This window comes from Aeromonas sp. R5-4, assembly GCF_040908215.1.
In the GTDB taxonomy this organism is placed as follows: Bacteria; Pseudomonadota; Gammaproteobacteria; order Enterobacterales; family Aeromonadaceae; genus Aeromonas; species Aeromonas veronii.
Map to the genome: position 1 here is coordinate 136,568 of NZ_JBFODG010000028.1, position 14,317 is coordinate 150,884.

General features: G+C 60.3%; 11 protein-coding genes. 6 read left to right on the forward strand and 5 right to left on the reverse strand.

The window, feature by feature from the left end:
• Positions 1–4: 4 nt before the first annotated feature.
• The 3 genes from AB5Y83_RS14350 to AB5Y83_RS14360 form a co-directional block, all read right to left on the reverse strand.
• Positions 5–466: a DUF2919 domain-containing protein gene (locus tag AB5Y83_RS14350; RefSeq protein WP_042023947.1), complete on the reverse strand. Its 462-nt coding sequence runs from the start codon at positions 464–466 to the stop codon at positions 5–7.
• A 148-nt stretch (positions 467–614) separates the two neighbouring features.
• The gene (gene corA / locus AB5Y83_RS14355) at positions 615–1,562 is read right to left on the reverse strand and encodes a magnesium/cobalt transporter CorA (protein ID WP_005337059.1); all 948 of its coding nucleotides are present in this window, start codon (positions 1,560–1,562) and stop codon (positions 615–617) included.
• A gap of 293 nt (positions 1,563–1,855) precedes the next feature.
• Positions 1,856–3,499 (reverse strand): electron transfer flavoprotein-ubiquinone oxidoreductase, encoded by a 1,644-nt coding sequence (locus AB5Y83_RS14360; RefSeq protein WP_368175384.1) that lies wholly within the window; start codon positions 3,497–3,499, stop codon positions 1,856–1,858.
• 169 nt (positions 3,500–3,668) lie between these two features.
• On the opposite strand from AB5Y83_RS14360, the gene AB5Y83_RS14365 reads away from it, so the two are divergent.
• The 5 genes from AB5Y83_RS14365 to aroG all read left to right on the forward strand — a co-directional run bounded on the left by AB5Y83_RS14365 (position 3,669) and on the right by aroG (position 9,445).
• Positions 3,669–4,421, forward strand: coding sequence for an electron transfer flavoprotein subunit beta/FixA family protein (locus tag AB5Y83_RS14365; protein WP_069553891.1), 753 nt, complete (start codon positions 3,669–3,671; stop codon positions 4,419–4,421).
• Positions 4,418–5,344 (forward strand): electron transfer flavoprotein subunit alpha/FixB family protein, encoded by a 927-nt coding sequence (locus AB5Y83_RS14370; protein WP_069527231.1) that lies wholly within the window; start codon positions 4,418–4,420, stop codon positions 5,342–5,344. The genes AB5Y83_RS14365 and AB5Y83_RS14370 overlap by 4 nt, the downstream gene beginning before the upstream one ends.
• Before the next feature lie 225 nt (positions 5,345–5,569).
• Positions 5,570–6,658 (forward strand): 3-phosphoserine/phosphohydroxythreonine transaminase, encoded by a 1,089-nt coding sequence (serC, locus tag AB5Y83_RS14375; protein ID WP_368175385.1) that lies wholly within the window; start codon positions 5,570–5,572, stop codon positions 6,656–6,658.
• A 227-nt stretch (positions 6,659–6,885) separates the two neighbouring features.
• Positions 6,886–8,169 carry a 3-phosphoshikimate 1-carboxyvinyltransferase gene (gene aroA, locus AB5Y83_RS14380; protein WP_368175386.1) on the forward strand — a complete coding sequence of 428 codons (1,284 nt, stop codon included), beginning with the start codon at positions 6,886–6,888 and terminating at the stop codon, positions 8,167–8,169.
• Positions 8,170–8,389: 220 nt separating this feature from the next.
• Positions 8,390–9,445, forward strand: coding sequence for a 3-deoxy-7-phosphoheptulonate synthase AroG (aroG, locus tag AB5Y83_RS14385; RefSeq protein WP_335839793.1), 1,056 nt, complete (start codon positions 8,390–8,392; stop codon positions 9,443–9,445).
• A gap of 126 nt (positions 9,446–9,571) precedes the next feature.
• Here the strand turns inward: aroG and AB5Y83_RS14390 are convergent, their stop codons facing one another.
• A complete protein-coding gene (locus tag AB5Y83_RS14390; protein ID WP_005351270.1) occupies positions 9,572–11,167 on the reverse strand; it encodes a methyl-accepting chemotaxis protein in 1,596 nt (531 codons plus the stop codon).
• 256 nt (positions 11,168–11,423) lie between these two features.
• Between AB5Y83_RS14390 and hutW the strand changes: the two genes are divergently transcribed.
• Entirely contained in the window at positions 11,424–12,785 is a 1,362-nt protein-coding gene (hutW, locus tag AB5Y83_RS14395; RefSeq protein WP_368175387.1) for a heme anaerobic degradation radical SAM methyltransferase ChuW/HutW, read from the forward strand.
• Between the two features lie 100 nt (positions 12,786–12,885).
• Here hutW and AB5Y83_RS14400 read toward each other — a convergent pair whose 3' ends face one another.
• Positions 12,886–14,289, reverse strand: coding sequence for a DEAD/DEAH box helicase (locus AB5Y83_RS14400; protein ID WP_021230569.1), 1,404 nt, complete (start codon positions 14,287–14,289; stop codon positions 12,886–12,888).
• Positions 14,290–14,317 lie beyond the last annotated feature (28 nt).

Genomic DNA, 14,317 nt, shown 5'->3' on the forward strand with positions numbered 1-14,317 from the left:
CCCGTCAGTGGGGCTGATCTGCGGCATATTCCCGTAGCTGGCGACTGCGCAGCAGATACCAGAGCGCCCAGAGGCTGGCGACCAGCACCAGTGCGGTGGGCCAGCTGAATGACCACTTCTGCAGATTGAGGCTGTGCAACTGCATCAGCAGACCGCTGACGGCAGAGCAGAGCAGCAGCAGCGGGCTGTGGCGCCGGAGTCTGGCGCGAATGCTCTGGGTCTGCTGATAGGTGCCGCCGCAGGCGAGCAACGCCAGCATGGCGGGCACGTCGGTCAGCAGGCTGATGTAGAGGGTGATCTTGTCCGGATAGAAGAGGGTCAGGATCTCGCTGCCGCTCTCGCGGGTGACCCCTGCCATCAAAAATAACCAGACCGAGCGGGTCAGCAACAGGGCGATGGGCCAGAACCAGAGGGGCGGGCGCAACTGGCCGTGATCGTCATATCGGTGTTCGGGGTAGAGGGTCATGGTTGCCCGTTATCCACTTGAATTGAGTGATGGAGGGGATATGGGGCGACGAAGCGCCCTTTGCAAGGTGTTGGGCGGGGCGCAAATTAATCGGGGGGCCATGCCCCCCAATCGGTTTCTTCAGATATCGCAGCGCGCGTCGGCGGCGTTACAGCCAGCCTTTGCGCTTGAAGAAGAGGCCGGTGCCGAGCGATGACATCACCATCAGCACCAGTGACATGGGATAACCATACTCCCAGGCGAGCTCCGGCATGCGGCCGAAGTTCATGCCGTAGATACTGGCGATCAGGGTCGGCGGCAGGAAGATCACGGCGGCTACCGAGAAGATCTTGATCACCTTGTTCTGCTCCAGATTGGTCACCCCCATGGAGGCCTCCAGCTGGAAGTTGATCTTGTCGAACAGGAACTGGGTGTGGGGCAACAGGGATTCCACGTCGTGCAGCATCTCGTCGATCCACTTGTTCTGCTCAAGGCTCATGCGCTGGCGCAGGCTGCGTTTGAGGAAACGCAGGGCGCGGCGGGTATCGTGCAGAGAGAGACGGATCTGGCCGTTGGCCTCTTCCTGTGCCATCAACTCTTTCAGCATGGGGTTGATCTGATCCGGCTCGAAGATCTGATCGGCGGTGTTTTCCAAGGTCTTGTAACCATCTTCGATAAGGTCGGAGAGGTACTCCACCTTGAGGTTCTGCACCTCCAGCAGGATGTCGAGGGCATCCTCCACCTCCAGCCGATCCTGGCGCATATAGTGACGCAGCAGGCGCACCAGCCCGATGTCATCTTCACGAATGCTGATCAGCAGGTTGTTGCGCAGGGTAAAGGAGACGTGGACACCCTTGGTGTCACGACCGATCCGCTGGGGAAACAGGGAGTGAATGTGCAGACCATCGGTATCCCAGTAAAAACGGGCGGATGCTTCGATGTCGTCGAGCTCTTCCTTGTCGGGGACCTCTTCCAGGAACAGGCCCGTCAACCATTCTCGCTCTGCCGTGTCCGGCTTGTAGGCATCCAGCCAGACCGTGTTGTCAGGTACTATGTCGTCAGGCCCGAGCGTGACTATGTCCAGCACCTTGTTGTTGAGAATGTAGGCGGTGATCATCTGTCCCCCCTTAAAAAGTCATGGGTAATCAGGGATGGTTGCACAGGTCATGCGGCCTTAGATCGCTGCAGAAGGCGATCCCGTGGATAAGCAGATCGGGCCGATGGAAAACCTGAATGCGGCGAACTATACAGGGGCGGGCCGCGCTTGTCAGGGGCTATTCATCAGGGATTCAGCCTGTTTGTTCAAAAAAACAGCGAGGTCGGATCACCTGAGCGGCTATGCGGGGTAGAACCCAGCCTTTGGCTGGAGGAGGGCTAGCTGGGGCTGCTTGTTGCCGCTGCCCCGCTTCATCACATATTCGGATAATTGGGCCCGGATCCCCCCTGTGGCGGCGTCCAGATAATGTTTTGACTGGGGTCCTTGATATCGCAGGTTTTGCAGTGGATGCAGTTGGCGGCGTTGATCTGCAGTTTGGCCGCGCCTTCCATTTCAAGCACTTCAAACACCCCTGCCGGGCAGTAGCGTTGGGCGGGTTCTGCCCAGGTGGGCAGATTGACCTCGACCGGAATGCGCTCGTCCTGCAGCTTGAGGTGGCAAGGCTGATCCTCGTCGTGACTGGTGTTGGCCAGATACACAGACGAGAGTTTGTCAAAGCTCAGTCTGCCATCGGGTTTGGGGTAATGGATGGGCTCGCAGCGGCTGGCCACGCGCAGCTGACGGTAGTCGTGAGCCTTATCGAGCAGCTTGAAGGGCGAGTTTGCGCCAAACAGCCGTTGCTCCAGCCAGTTGAAGGCACCGCCCAACCAGGGACCATAGCGATGAAGAGCCGCGCCGAAGTTGCGCGCCGCCTTGAGTTCTCGGGCCAGCCAGCTCTGTTGCAGCTCGTCGCCATACTGGGCCAGATCCCGGCCCCCTTCATCGCCACCTCGCAGGGCCATCGCGACGGTTTTTGCCGCCAGCATGCCGGACTTCATGGCGGTGTGGATCCCCTTGATGCGGGAAAAGTCGAGGGTGCCCGCATCGCAGCCGATCAGCAGGCCGCCCGGGAAGTGCATGCGGGGCAGGGCGTGCCAGCCCCCCTTGGTGATGGCGCGGGCGCCATAGCTGATGCGCTCCCCATCTTGCAACACGCCGGCGATAAGCGGGTGATGTTTGAGGCGCTGGAATTCGTCAAACGGGCTGAGCCAGGGATTCTGGTAGTTGAGATCGACAATCAGCCCGACCGCCACCTGATCCCCCTCCATGTGATAGAGATAGAAACCGCCGTGACTATTGCCGCCCCCCTGCTTGCCAAGGGGCCAGCCACTGCCGTGCAGCACCTTTCCCGGGTTGCCCCGACCTGCTGGCAGTTGCCACAGCTCCTTGAAGCCGATGGCATAGTGCTGGGGCTGGGCAGGGCTTGCCAGATTGAATGTGGCGATCAGCTGCTTGCCGAGATGACCGCGGGCCCCCTCGGCAAAGAAGGTGTAGCGGCCGAGCAGCGCCATGCCGGGCACATGATCTGCTTTCGGATTGCCCGCCCGATCCAGCCCCAGATCGCCGGTGATCACCCCCTTGACCCGGCCCGCTTCCATGATAAGTTCGCTGGCGGTAAATCCCGGGTATATTTCGACTCCCAGTTTTTCCGCCTGTTGGCCAAGCCAGCGGCAGAGGTTGCCGAGGCTGACGATGTGACAGCCCTCATTGTGCATCCGGGGTGGCACCGCCCAGGCGGGGAGTTGCAGAGAGTGTTGCTCGCTTTGCAGCAGATGAACCTGATCGTCGCTGACCGGCACGCCGAGCGGCGCTTGCTGCCAGCCATCCGGCAGCAGCTCTTGCAAGGCGACGGGATCAAACAGGGCGCCAGAGAGCAGATGGGCGCCAATTTCCGCCCCTTTCTCCAGCAGACAGACAGAGAGAGTGGCATCCTGCTGTTTCAGGGCGATGGCTGCACTGAGCCCCGCCGGACCGCCGCCGACGATGACGACATCAAATTCCATTGCTTCCCGTTCCATCTTGCCTCTGCGCTCTGGTTGGCCTAGGGTAATGCTGGTAGTTTACGTAAACGTAAAGCAGTTGTAAGCAAAACTGAGCAAGAAAAAGCAAAAAATCAGGGAAGAGCGTACTGCAACAAACGCAGAGGCACACTAATGAATTCAATCCAAAGAGACGAGGCATGACCCCATGAAGCTGCTGGTCGCGATCAAACGGGTAGTCGACTACAACGTCAAGATCCGGGTGAAGGGAGACGGCTCCGACGTGGAGCTCGCCAATGTGAAGATGGGGATCAACCCCTTTTGTGAAATTGCGGTGGAGGAGGGGGTCAGGCTGCGGGAAGCCGGGGTTGCCAGCGAGCTGGTGGTGGTGACCTTTGGCCCTGACGCTGCCGCCGAGCAACTGCGCCATGGGCTGGCGCTGGGGGCGGATCGGGCGCTGCATTATGTCACCGATGAGACGCTCACCCCGCTGACTGTCGCCCGCGCCTTGCACAAGGTGTGTGAGCAGGAGCAGCCGGATCTGGTGCTGCTCGGCAAGCAGTCCATCGATTCAGACAACAATCAGGTGGCCCAGATGCTGGCTGCCCTCAATGATTGGCCGCTGGCGACCTGCGCGTCCGCCCTTAAGGTGGAAGCGGGAGAGCTGCTGGTGACTCGCGAAATCGACGGTGGCCTCGAGACCCTGGGCATGCCGTTGCCTGCGGTGGTAAGCGCCGATCTGCGTTTGAATGAACCGCGCTTTGCTTCGCTGCCCAACATCATGAAGGCCAAGCGCAAGCCGCTTGATAGCGCTCCGTTCTCGACACTCGCCGTTGAGGTGGCCAACCAGACCCGTTTGCTCGGGGTGATGGCGCCGCCAGCCCGCAGCGCCGGGATCAAGGTGGGCTCGGTGGACGAGCTGGTGGACAAACTCAAACACGAAGCGAAGGTGCTGCCATGAGCGTGCTGATCATTGCCGAACATCATCAGGGCCATCTGGCCGACAACGTGGCACAACTGGTCACCGCCGCCGGATCCATCGGCGGTCAGGTTGACCTGCTGTTGCTGGGTCAGGGGCTGACCGAGGCGGGTGAACAGGCGGCTGCCCTTGGCGGTGTCGACAAGGTGTTGCTTGCCGAACATCCCCGCTTGGCCGACGGGCTGCTGGATGGGGTGGACAAGCTGCTGGCCAGCTGGTGCGAAGGTTACAGCCACTGCCTGATGGCGGCGAGTGCCATGGGCAAGGCGCTGCTGCCACCGGTGGCGGCCCGGCTCGGGGTGGAGATGCTCTCCGAGGTGACGGCTATCGAGAGCAGCGACACCTTCCTGCGCCCCATCTATGCGGGCAATGCCATTGCCAGAGTGGTGAGCTCGGCGCCCGTCAAAGTGATGACGGTGCGGGCTACCGCGTTTGCCAAGACGGCGACGGGCGGACAGGCTCTTATCGAGCACTTGGCCGTGCCCGAATTCGCTGGTCGTACCCGGTTGGTCGAGCGCCGCGCGGTGCGCTCCAGCAGGCCCGAACTGACCGCCGCCCGGGTGGTGGTCTCCGGTGGCCGGGCACTGGGCTCCAAGGCGCAGTTTGCTTTGATAGAAGCGCTGGCCGACAAGCTGGGCGGCGCCGTGGGGGCATCGCGAGCCGCCGTTGATGCAGGATATGTCGCCAACGATCTGCAGGTGGGGCAGACCGGCAAGGTGGTGGCGCCCGAGCTCTATATCGCGGTCGGTATTTCGGGCGCCATCCAGCATCTGGCGGGGATGAAGGAGTCGAAGGTGATTGTGGCCATCAACAAGGACAGCGATGCCCCCATCTTTCAGGTGGCGGACTACGGGCTGGTGGGGGATCTCTTCACTCTGCTGCCGGAGCTCACCGCCAAACTGTAAATTTGTCAGAAATGGCCGAGCTGTGGTCGTTTATGCGCTCTGCCCGCCATTTCTGTGCATGTTCCCTGCAAGCCCTGACCCGTTCAGGGCTTTTTCTACTGCAAGGGGGATGCAGAGTGACGGTAAAAGGTTGAGCCAGCTCCCAAAAAGCCTTTGATCCGCTGGCTGCTCTTGTGTAAAACCTGACAAGTCATCGATTACTCTCATCCACTCACGGAAAGCGTCATGAGCAAACAGATTTACAACTTCTGCGCCGGCCCCGCCATGCTGCCGGTTGAAGTCATGGAGCGCGCCCAGCGCGAATTTTGTAATTTTCAGGGGCTGGGAGCCTCGGTCATGGAGCTTTCCCATCGCGGCAAGCCCTACATGGCGGTTGCCGAGAAGGCCGAAGCGGATCTGCGCGAGCTGCTGGCGGTGCCGGACAACTACAAGGTGCTCTTCATGCACGGCGGCGGCCGCGGTCAGTTCTCCGCCGTGCCCATGAACCTGCTGGGCGGCGCCAACAAGAAAGCGGACTTCCTGCTGACCGGTGTCTGGTCCCAGAGCGCGGTGGATGAAGCCAAAAAGTATGGCGATATTCAGACCTTCCAGGGGGTTGCCAAGAACGAGCAGGGGATCTCTCACCTGTTGTCGACCCCGGCGTTTCGCGCCGATGCGGCCTATGTTCACTACTGCCCGAACGAAACCATTGACGGCATCGAGATGTTCGACATCCCGGCCACCGGCGAGGTGCCGCTGGTGGCGGATCTCTCCTCCACCATTCTCTCCCGTCCTCTCGACGTGAGCCGCTTTGGCATCATCTATGCCGGTGCCCAGAAGAATATCGGGCCGTCCGGGCTTGCCATCGCCATCGTGCGCGATGATCTGCTGGATCAGGCGAGAGCCGATGTGCCCTCGATTTTTGACTACAAGCTCACTGCCAAGAACGACTCCATGTTCAACACCCCGCCCACCTACGCCTGGTATCTGGCCGGTCTGGTGTTCGAGTGGTTGAAAGAACAGGGTGGCCTCGAGGCGATGGAAGCGCGCAACAAGGAGAAGGCAGACTTCCTCTATGACTATCTCGATCAGTCGAGCTTCTACGGCAATCAGGTGGATGTCAGCTGCCGTTCGCGGATGAACATCCCGTTCCAGCTGGAAAATGCCGAGCTGGACAAGCAGTTCCTGGCAGAATCGGAAGCGGCCGGCCTGCTGGCCCTCAAAGGGCACCGCATCGTCGGTGGCATGCGCGCCAGCATCTACAACGCCATGCCGCTGGAGGGAGTGAAGGCCCTGGTGAGCTTTATGGATGGCTTTGCCAAGCGCCACGGCTGAAAAGAGAGTACTCACATGCTTGCTGGCGGCCTCTCGTGACAACCCGTGAGCCGCTTCCAGCTATTGCAGTGATTCAAGACGCCGGGGATACTCCGGCGTCTTTTTTTCAACAGAACCAGCGCGCTGGCGTTTGCCGTGCGATTTCCCCTGAAAGTGCCCTTGCCGAGCGGGACGCAGGCTGTTAACGTCCGGACAGGCGTTTATTTTTGAGATAGCACAGGAAGTCTATGAATTCGTTGCGTTTGGAACCCATTTCTCGTGTAGTCGGTGAGGTCAATCTGCCCGGCTCCAAGAGTGTCTCTAACCGTGCGCTGCTGTTGGCGGCGCTGGCTCGTGGCACCACCCGTCTGACCAACCTGCTCGACAGCGATGACATTCGTCATATGCTGGCTGCGCTGACCCAGCTCGGGGTCAAGTACAAGCTCTCCGCCGACAAGACCGAGTGTACCGTGCAGGGCCTGGGCCGCAGCTTTGCGGTAAAAGAGCCGGTCAATCTGTTCCTTGGCAACGCCGGTACCGCCATGCGACCGCTGTGCGCCGCGCTATGCCTAGGCTCCGGTGAATATACTCTGGGCGGCGAGCCGCGCATGGAAGAGCGTCCCATCGGCCATCTGGTGGATGCCCTGCGTGAAGCGGGAGCCCATATCCAGTACTTGAAACACGATGGTTATCCGCCGCTGGTGGTGGATGCCAAGGGGCTGTGGGGCGGCGATGTGCACGTCGATGGCTCCGTCTCCAGCCAGTTCCTGACAGCGTTTTTGATGGCGGCGCCGATGGCGGCCGGTGATACCCGGATCCACATCAAGGGAGAGCTGGTCTCCAAGCCCTACATCGACATCACCCTGCACATCATGAAGCAGTTCGGGGTGGTCATCGAGCACGACAACTACAAGCTGTTCTACATCAAGGGCAACCAGACCTACATCAGTCCGGGTGACTTTCTGGTGGAAGGAGATGCCTCCAGCGCCTCTTACTTCCTCGCGGCGGGTGCCATCAAGGGCAAGGTACGGGTCACCGGTATCGGCAAGCACAGCATTCAGGGTGATATTCACTTCGCCGATGTGCTGGAGAAGATGGGCGCGCGCATCACCTGGGGCGATGATTTCATCGAAGCGGAGCAGGCACAGTTGCACGGAGTGGATATGGACATGAACCATATTCCCGATGCGGCCATGACCATCGCCGTTGCCGCGCTGTTTGCCGAGGGGCTGACCTCCATTCGCAATATCTACAACTGGCGGGTGAAAGAGACCGATCGTCTGCACGCCATGGCGACCGAGCTGCGCAAGCTGGGCGTCGAAGTGGAGGAGGGGCATGACTTCATCACCGTGACCCCGCCGACCCAGCTCAAGCATGCCGAGATCGATACCTACAACGATCACCGTATCGCCATGTGCTTCTCGCTGGTGGCGCTGTCGGATACACCGGTCACCATCAATGATCCCAAGTGCACGTCGAAGACCTTCCCGGATTACTTCGACAAGCTGGCTAGTATCAGCCAGCGTGGCTGATCACTGACAAACCCGTCATCACCGACACTTCGGGCCCGCGCTGAGCGGGCCTTTTTGCCTTCCTCACCAGTATCGTCATTTCGCTTAGCATCATTTCAATAACTTGCAAGATTGCCATATAAAATAGTTTTGTGATTGCTGTAATTTCCTATTTACACATGCGCGGTCGCGGGCTATGTTGAGATTTCCTAATCGCAGTCATCTAGCAGGAAGCCTTGTCATGCAGCATCAAACCGACGACGTTCGTATCAGTGAAATCAAAGAGTTATTACCCCCGGTTGCGGTGCTTGAGAAGTTTCCGGCTACCGAGGTGGCCTCGTCCACCGTTTTTGAATCCCGTCAGGCAATTCACAATATCCTGGCCGGCGAAGATGATCGTCTGCTGGTGGTGATTGGTCCTTGCTCCATCCATGATCCGGTTGCCGCGCTGGAGTACGGCAAGCGCCTCAAGGCGCTGCGCGACGAGCTGAAAGATCAGCTGGAGATCGTGATGCGGGTCTACTTCGAAAAACCGCGCACCACAGTGGGCTGGAAGGGGCTGATCAACGATCCGTACCTCGACAACAGCTGCAAGATCAACGACGGTCTGCGCATTGGTCGCAAGCTGTTGCTGGATCTCAACGACATGGGGCTGCCGACTGCCTCCGAGTTCCTCGACATGATCACCCCGCAATATGTGGCGGATCTGATGAGCTGGGGCGCTATCGGTGCCCGTACCACCGAATCCCAGGTACACCGCGAGCTGGCCTCCGGTCTCTCCTGCCCGGTGGGCTTCAAGAACGGCACTGACGGCACCATCAAGGTCGCCATCGATGCCATCGGGGCGGCCAGTGCGCCGCACCACTTCCTGTCGGTCACCAAATACGGTCACTCCGCTATTGTGGCGACCCGTGGCAATCCGGATTGTCACATCATCCTGCGTGGTGGTCGTGAGCCGAACTACAGCGCGGCCCATGTCAGCGAAGTTGTGAAGGGGCTGGAGAAGGCCGGTCTGCCACAGAAGGTGATGATCGACTTTAGTCATGCCAACAGCAGCAAGCAGTTCAAGAACCAGATGGTGGTGGCCGAGGATGTGGCCAGCCAACTGCGTGCCGGTAGCAAGGCGGTGTTTGGTGTGATGGTGGAGAGCCATCTGGTAGAAGGCCGTCAGGATCTGGTGGAAGGGTGTGAACTCACCGTCGGCCAGAGCATCACCGATGCCTGTATCGGTTGGGCCGATACCGAAGTGCTGCTGCGCAACCTGGCGGATGCCGTCGCAACCCGCAACGCCCGCTAAAGTTATCCCGGCGGCGTAGTTAATAGTCAGCGCACCGCTGGAACAGCAACGCTGCCGTTCGGCCATATCGAATCCATAAAGCAAAAGCGCGACCCTCGGGTCGCGCTTTGTCGTTGGTGAAGTGGATTACCAGCGGTAGGTTTTCAGCAGCGCCTCCAGTTTCTGACACTGCTCCACCAACTGGATGCTGGCGAGGTTGGCGGCGTGCGCCTGACCCAGGGTGTCGTTAGAGGTGTTGCGAATATCGCTTACCGAACTGTCTACCTCATGGCAGACCCTGTCCTGTTCTTCGGCCGACTGTGCCATCTGGGCGTTGAGGTCGTTGATGCGGGCGATGCGCTCGATGATGTTCTGCATGGCTGCCAGGGTCGCTTCGGTCTTGCTGATGCTCTCATCGGCTTTGCTTTTTGCATCCCCGATCACCGTAACTGCGCTCTGGGCCTCATTTTGCAGGGCAGCGATCATCTGGGAGATCTCTTCGCTGGCGGCGCGGCTGCGGTTGGAGAGGGCTCGTACTTCATCGGCCACCACCGCAAAGCCACGGCCTTGCTCACCTGCCCGGGCCGCTTCAATCGCAGCGTTGAGGGCCAGCAGGTTGGTCTGATCGGCAATCCCCTTGATCACCTCGAGCACACCGTCAACCGCCAGGCAGCGGCTGTCGAGTTGCTGGATCACCTGGTCCACCCGATCAATTTCTGCCGACATCTCGCCCATATCGGTGATGGAGTGCTGGGCGAGGCGACTGGTGTCAGCGGCATCCTGATTGGTGAGAGCGGAGAGCTCGGCGCTGTGGCGGGCATGTTCGCGCACCTCATGAGAGCTGGCGGCCAGCTCGCTGACGGCGGCGGCGACCTGGGTGGTCATCCCCTCTTGTTGACGGGCCGAGTTTTCGGTCTGGGTCGCCACCTGACGGATCTGGTTTGACTCCTGATAGAGCTGGTGGGTTGCCCCTTCCACCTCCTGCAGGCTGTGGCGGAAGCCCTGCACCATGTCATTGACGGCGCGGGTCATCTGGCCCAGTTCATCCCGGCTGTGATTGACCAGGGGGAGGGCGAGGTCGCGCTCTTTGGCCATCCGGATCATGGTGAGCTGCAGCTGGCGCAGAGGGTGTTTCACGTAACGTTGCAATACCCACCAGAGCAAGCCGAAGCCGAGGCTGAAGACGGCGGCCAAGCTGCCGCTCAGGATCAGGTTGTTGTGGCGGATCTCGCCGAAGGTGTGGCTGAGGTCATAACTGATCCGTACTGCCCCCATCACGGTCCCTTCATTGACCTGGTGACAGGTGAGGCACTGGGTGCCGCGATACTCCTTGTAGGCTTTGAACGGTTTGATCAGGGTGAGCCGGTTGCCCTGCTGCTCCAGAATGGCTTCGCCCTGATTGATGGCTCGCTCATCGAGGGGATCCTGCACTTTCTGATCCGGATGACCCGGGCCAAACAGGTTGCTTACTGCTGGTGCGCGCACCAGACGGGCCTCAACGATGCCCGCTTCACTCTTGAGTTTGGTCTGCACTATCTGCCGGTTGGCCATGCCACCTGTCATCATCAGCACGTTCACCTGATCCATATAGGTGTTGGCCATGCTCTCAACTTTCTCCTCTGCCAGCCGGATGGCGAGATCCCGTTGCAGCCAGGCGGAGAGTTCGAAGCAGAGGCCAAAGGTGGTGCTGATGACCAGCGCAAGAGGGAGGAATATTTTCCAGTTCAAGGAGAGGTTATGCATTTTGGGCAAGTTCCATGCGCTTGGTGTTGTTATGTGATCCCGTATCATCTTGATCGTAGACGAAGAAACGGCGGGAGATGGTTCTCTATCGGCACACGATAACCACTCTTGAGTAAATAATCTGTTAAGCAGATCGGTAATGCTGGTTGCCAAAATGCCTTTCGGGAGGGGGGCTGCTCCTCGGGTTGATCCAGAACAAACTGCTAGTAACGATAATCGTTATCATTGTCATTATTTGCTGATAATAGTGACCATCATGAATCTGACCCCTTCCATGACCGGTATTGCCACGCCGGATCCCCTCAAGTTTGCTTTTAGCGCCAAGACCTCGGCTCACGCCAGTCGGGGAGGGATGCGCCCCTTCCCGCTGGATGAGGCTGGCTGGCAGAGCTGGTGGCAGCGAGAGAGTGAAGCTGAGGAGCGCGCCCTTTACATCCATTTTCCGTTTTGCCGAAAGCGCTGCAGCTTCTGCAATTTCTTTGAAAATGGCGCCAACCCGGCGCGGATCAACCGCTATGTCAACGCCTTGTGCGCCTCCCTTGCGCAGGCGGCTGACACCCCGCTGGCGCAGAGCATGCCGTTTTCAGCCGTCTATGTGGGGGGCGGTACGCCGACCGACATGAGCGCCGACGAGCTGGCCATGCTGGCAGCCGTGATCCGCCGTTTTCCGCTGGCGGCGGATGCCGAGGTGACACTGGAGGGGCGCCTCAACGGCTTTGATGATGAGAAATGGCAGGTTGCGCTGGCGGGGGGCTTCAACCGTTTCTCATTCGGGGTGCAAAGCTTTGATACCCGGGTGCGTCAGCAGGCGGCCCGTTTCGATGACAGGGAGACGCTGCTGACCCGTCTGGGTGAGCTGACCCGGGATGATGCGGCTGTGATCGTGGCGGATCTCATCTTTGGTCTGCCCGGTCAGGATGATGCCGTGTGGCAGCAGGATATCCGCGATGTGATGGCGAGCGGTGTACACGGGGTCGATCTCTACCAGCTCATCGCCATGCAGGGCACCAATCTGGAGCGGGCGCAGGAGAAGGGCACCCTGGATTGGCTCGCCGATGGCCAGCAGCGGGCCGCCATGTATGCCTATGGCGGAGCGCAACTGGAAGCCCACGGCTGGGAGCGTCTATCTTGCAGCCACTGGCGGCGCAGTCCGGCCGAGCAGAGTCGCTATAACCAGATGGCCAAGCGCGGTGCGGAGATCCTCCCTTTTGGTGCCGGTGCGGGGGGCAGTATTCTTGGTCACGGCTTGATGTATGGGCGGGATCTGGCCCCCTGGCACGACGCGCTGGCCAGTGGCAAGCGGGCGCCCGGGATGGTGATGGGACGCAATCCCAATGCAAGGATGGACGGTCTGCTGCGTGGCGCCCTCGACAGTGGCGTGCTGGCGCTGGATCGTCTGCCAGCGCCTTTGCTGACCCATCTGATGCCGCTTTTTGCCGCCTGGCAGCAGCACGGGCTGGCCGAGATCGAGAATGCACGGTTGCAACTCACCCTCGCCGGACGCTTCTGGAACGTCAATATGCAGGCTGGCTTGTTCGAGTTCTTGCAGCTCAATCCGCTCGATGGTTCAGCGCCGCCTAGCCATGGTACTGCCGCGGTACGCCATTCGCTGGTTTGAGCCCGAGCGGAGCATTTGCACGACTCCGTGCGATCCATAACGAAAGAGGGAGCCTTGCAGGCTCCCTCTTTTGGCTTGGCAATTAGCGTCGCGCGCGAGCTTACTCGTCGCTGCTCTCCTGATAGCTGTCGCGCATTGCTTTGGGCAAGCGGCGCATCGGTGCAAAGCCGATATCCTCGCCCACCACTTCGCGCTTGCGGGACTTGTTTTGAGGAGACTGGGCGGGATTTTTGCTGGCGTCACCCTTGGCTTTGCCCTTGCCCGCGGCTGGCTTGCCCTTGGCATTGCTGCTCTTGGCGTTGGCATGACCGCGAGCCCGAGGCGGGTTCTGCACCGGCTTGCTGCCCGGCAGAGTCTGGCGACTCGGCTTGCCGCTTGGCTCATACCCTTCCAGGATCTCCACGGTCAGGGATTGGCCGATCAGGGCTTCGATCGCCTTGAGCTGACCCAGCTCGTCCTGACTGACCAGCGAGATGGCCTCGCCGCCACGACCGGCGCGGCCGGTGCGGCCGATACGGTGGATGTAATCCTCCGCCATCTGGGGCAGTTCAAAGTTGATCACGTAGGGCAGTTGATCGATGTCCAGACCGCGGGCGGCGATATCGGTCGCCACCAGCACCCGCACCTCGCCACTGCGAAAATCGGCCAGCGCCCGGTTGCGGGCTCCCTGGCTCTTGTCACCATGGATCGCCACGGTATTGAGACCATCTTTTTGCATCTGCTGGGCGAGGCGGTCGGCGATCTGCTTGGTGCGGACAAACACCAGCACCCGCTGCCAGTTGCCACGGCCAATCATGTGGGAGAGCAGCTCGCGGCGGCGTTCCCGATCCACCTGAATGATGCGCTGGGTCACCTGCTCGGCGGCAGTATTGCTGGGGTCCACCTCGATCAGGGTGGGGTCGTTCAGCAGATCGTCCGCCAGCGCCTTGATGTCGTTTGAGAAGGTGGCAGAGAAGAGCAGGGTCTGACGCTCTGCAGGCAGCGCCTTCATGATGCGGCGGATGTCGACGATAAAGCCCATGTCGAGCATGCGATCCGCTTCATCCAGCACCAGCACTTCCAGCTGGCTCAGGGTCAGGGCGCCCTGGGTCAGCAGATCCAGCAGACGGCCCGGGGTGGCGACCAGAATGTCCACACCCAGCTTGATGGCGTCCAGATTGGGCTTGATGCTGACACCGCCATAGGCGATCAGAGTCTTGAACGGCAGGTGGTGGGCATACTTGATGATGCTCTCGCCAACCTGGGCCGCCAGTTCGCGGGTCGGGGTCAGTACCAGTGCGCGCACCTGACGACGGCCACGACCGTGGTTGGCCAGCAGACGCTGCAACATCGGCAGGGTGAAACCGGCCGTTTTGCCTGTGCCTGTCTGAGCGCCGCCGAGCACATCCTGACCGGCCAGAATGGCCGGAATCGCTTGCTGCTGGATGGGGGTTGGCTGTTCGTAACCCAGCTCCTTGACGGCCCGCAGAATATGCGGAGACAGACCCAGTTCGTTGAATGACATGTTCGAGAGAAACTCCTGAGATGAGCCT

Bases quoted from the DNA above. Each gene is read 5' to 3' on its own strand.
- AB5Y83_RS14370 (WP_069527231.1), top strand. From the start codon at position 4,418: ATGAGCGTGCTGATCATTGCCGAACATCATCAGGGCCATCTGGCCGAC.
- aroA (WP_368175386.1), top strand. From the start codon at position 6,886: ATGAATTCGTTGCGTTTGGAACCCATTTCTCGTGTAGTCGGTGAGGTC.
- AB5Y83_RS14390 (WP_005351270.1), bottom strand. From the start codon at position 11,167: ATGCATAACCTCTCCTTGAACTGGAAAATATTCCTCCCTCTTGCGCTG.
- AB5Y83_RS14400 (WP_021230569.1), bottom strand. From the start codon at position 14,289: ATGTCATTCAACGAACTGGGTCTGTCTCCGCATATTCTGCGGGCCGTC.
- hutW (WP_368175387.1), top strand. From the start codon at position 11,424: ATGAATCTGACCCCTTCCATGACCGGTATTGCCACGCCGGATCCCCTC.
- corA (WP_005337059.1), bottom strand. From the start codon at position 1,562: ATGATCACCGCCTACATTCTCAACAACAAGGTGCTGGACATAGTCACG.
- AB5Y83_RS14350 (WP_042023947.1), bottom strand. From the start codon at position 466: ATGACCCTCTACCCCGAACACCGATATGACGATCACGGCCAGTTGCGC.
- AB5Y83_RS14365 (WP_069553891.1), top strand. From the start codon at position 3,669: ATGAAGCTGCTGGTCGCGATCAAACGGGTAGTCGACTACAACGTCAAG.
- AB5Y83_RS14360 (WP_368175384.1), bottom strand. From the start codon at position 3,499: ATGGAACGGGAAGCAATGGAATTTGATGTCGTCATCGTCGGCGGCGGT.
- serC (WP_368175385.1), top strand. From the start codon at position 5,570: ATGAGCAAACAGATTTACAACTTCTGCGCCGGCCCCGCCATGCTGCCG.
- aroG (WP_335839793.1), top strand. From the start codon at position 8,390: ATGCAGCATCAAACCGACGACGTTCGTATCAGTGAAATCAAAGAGTTA.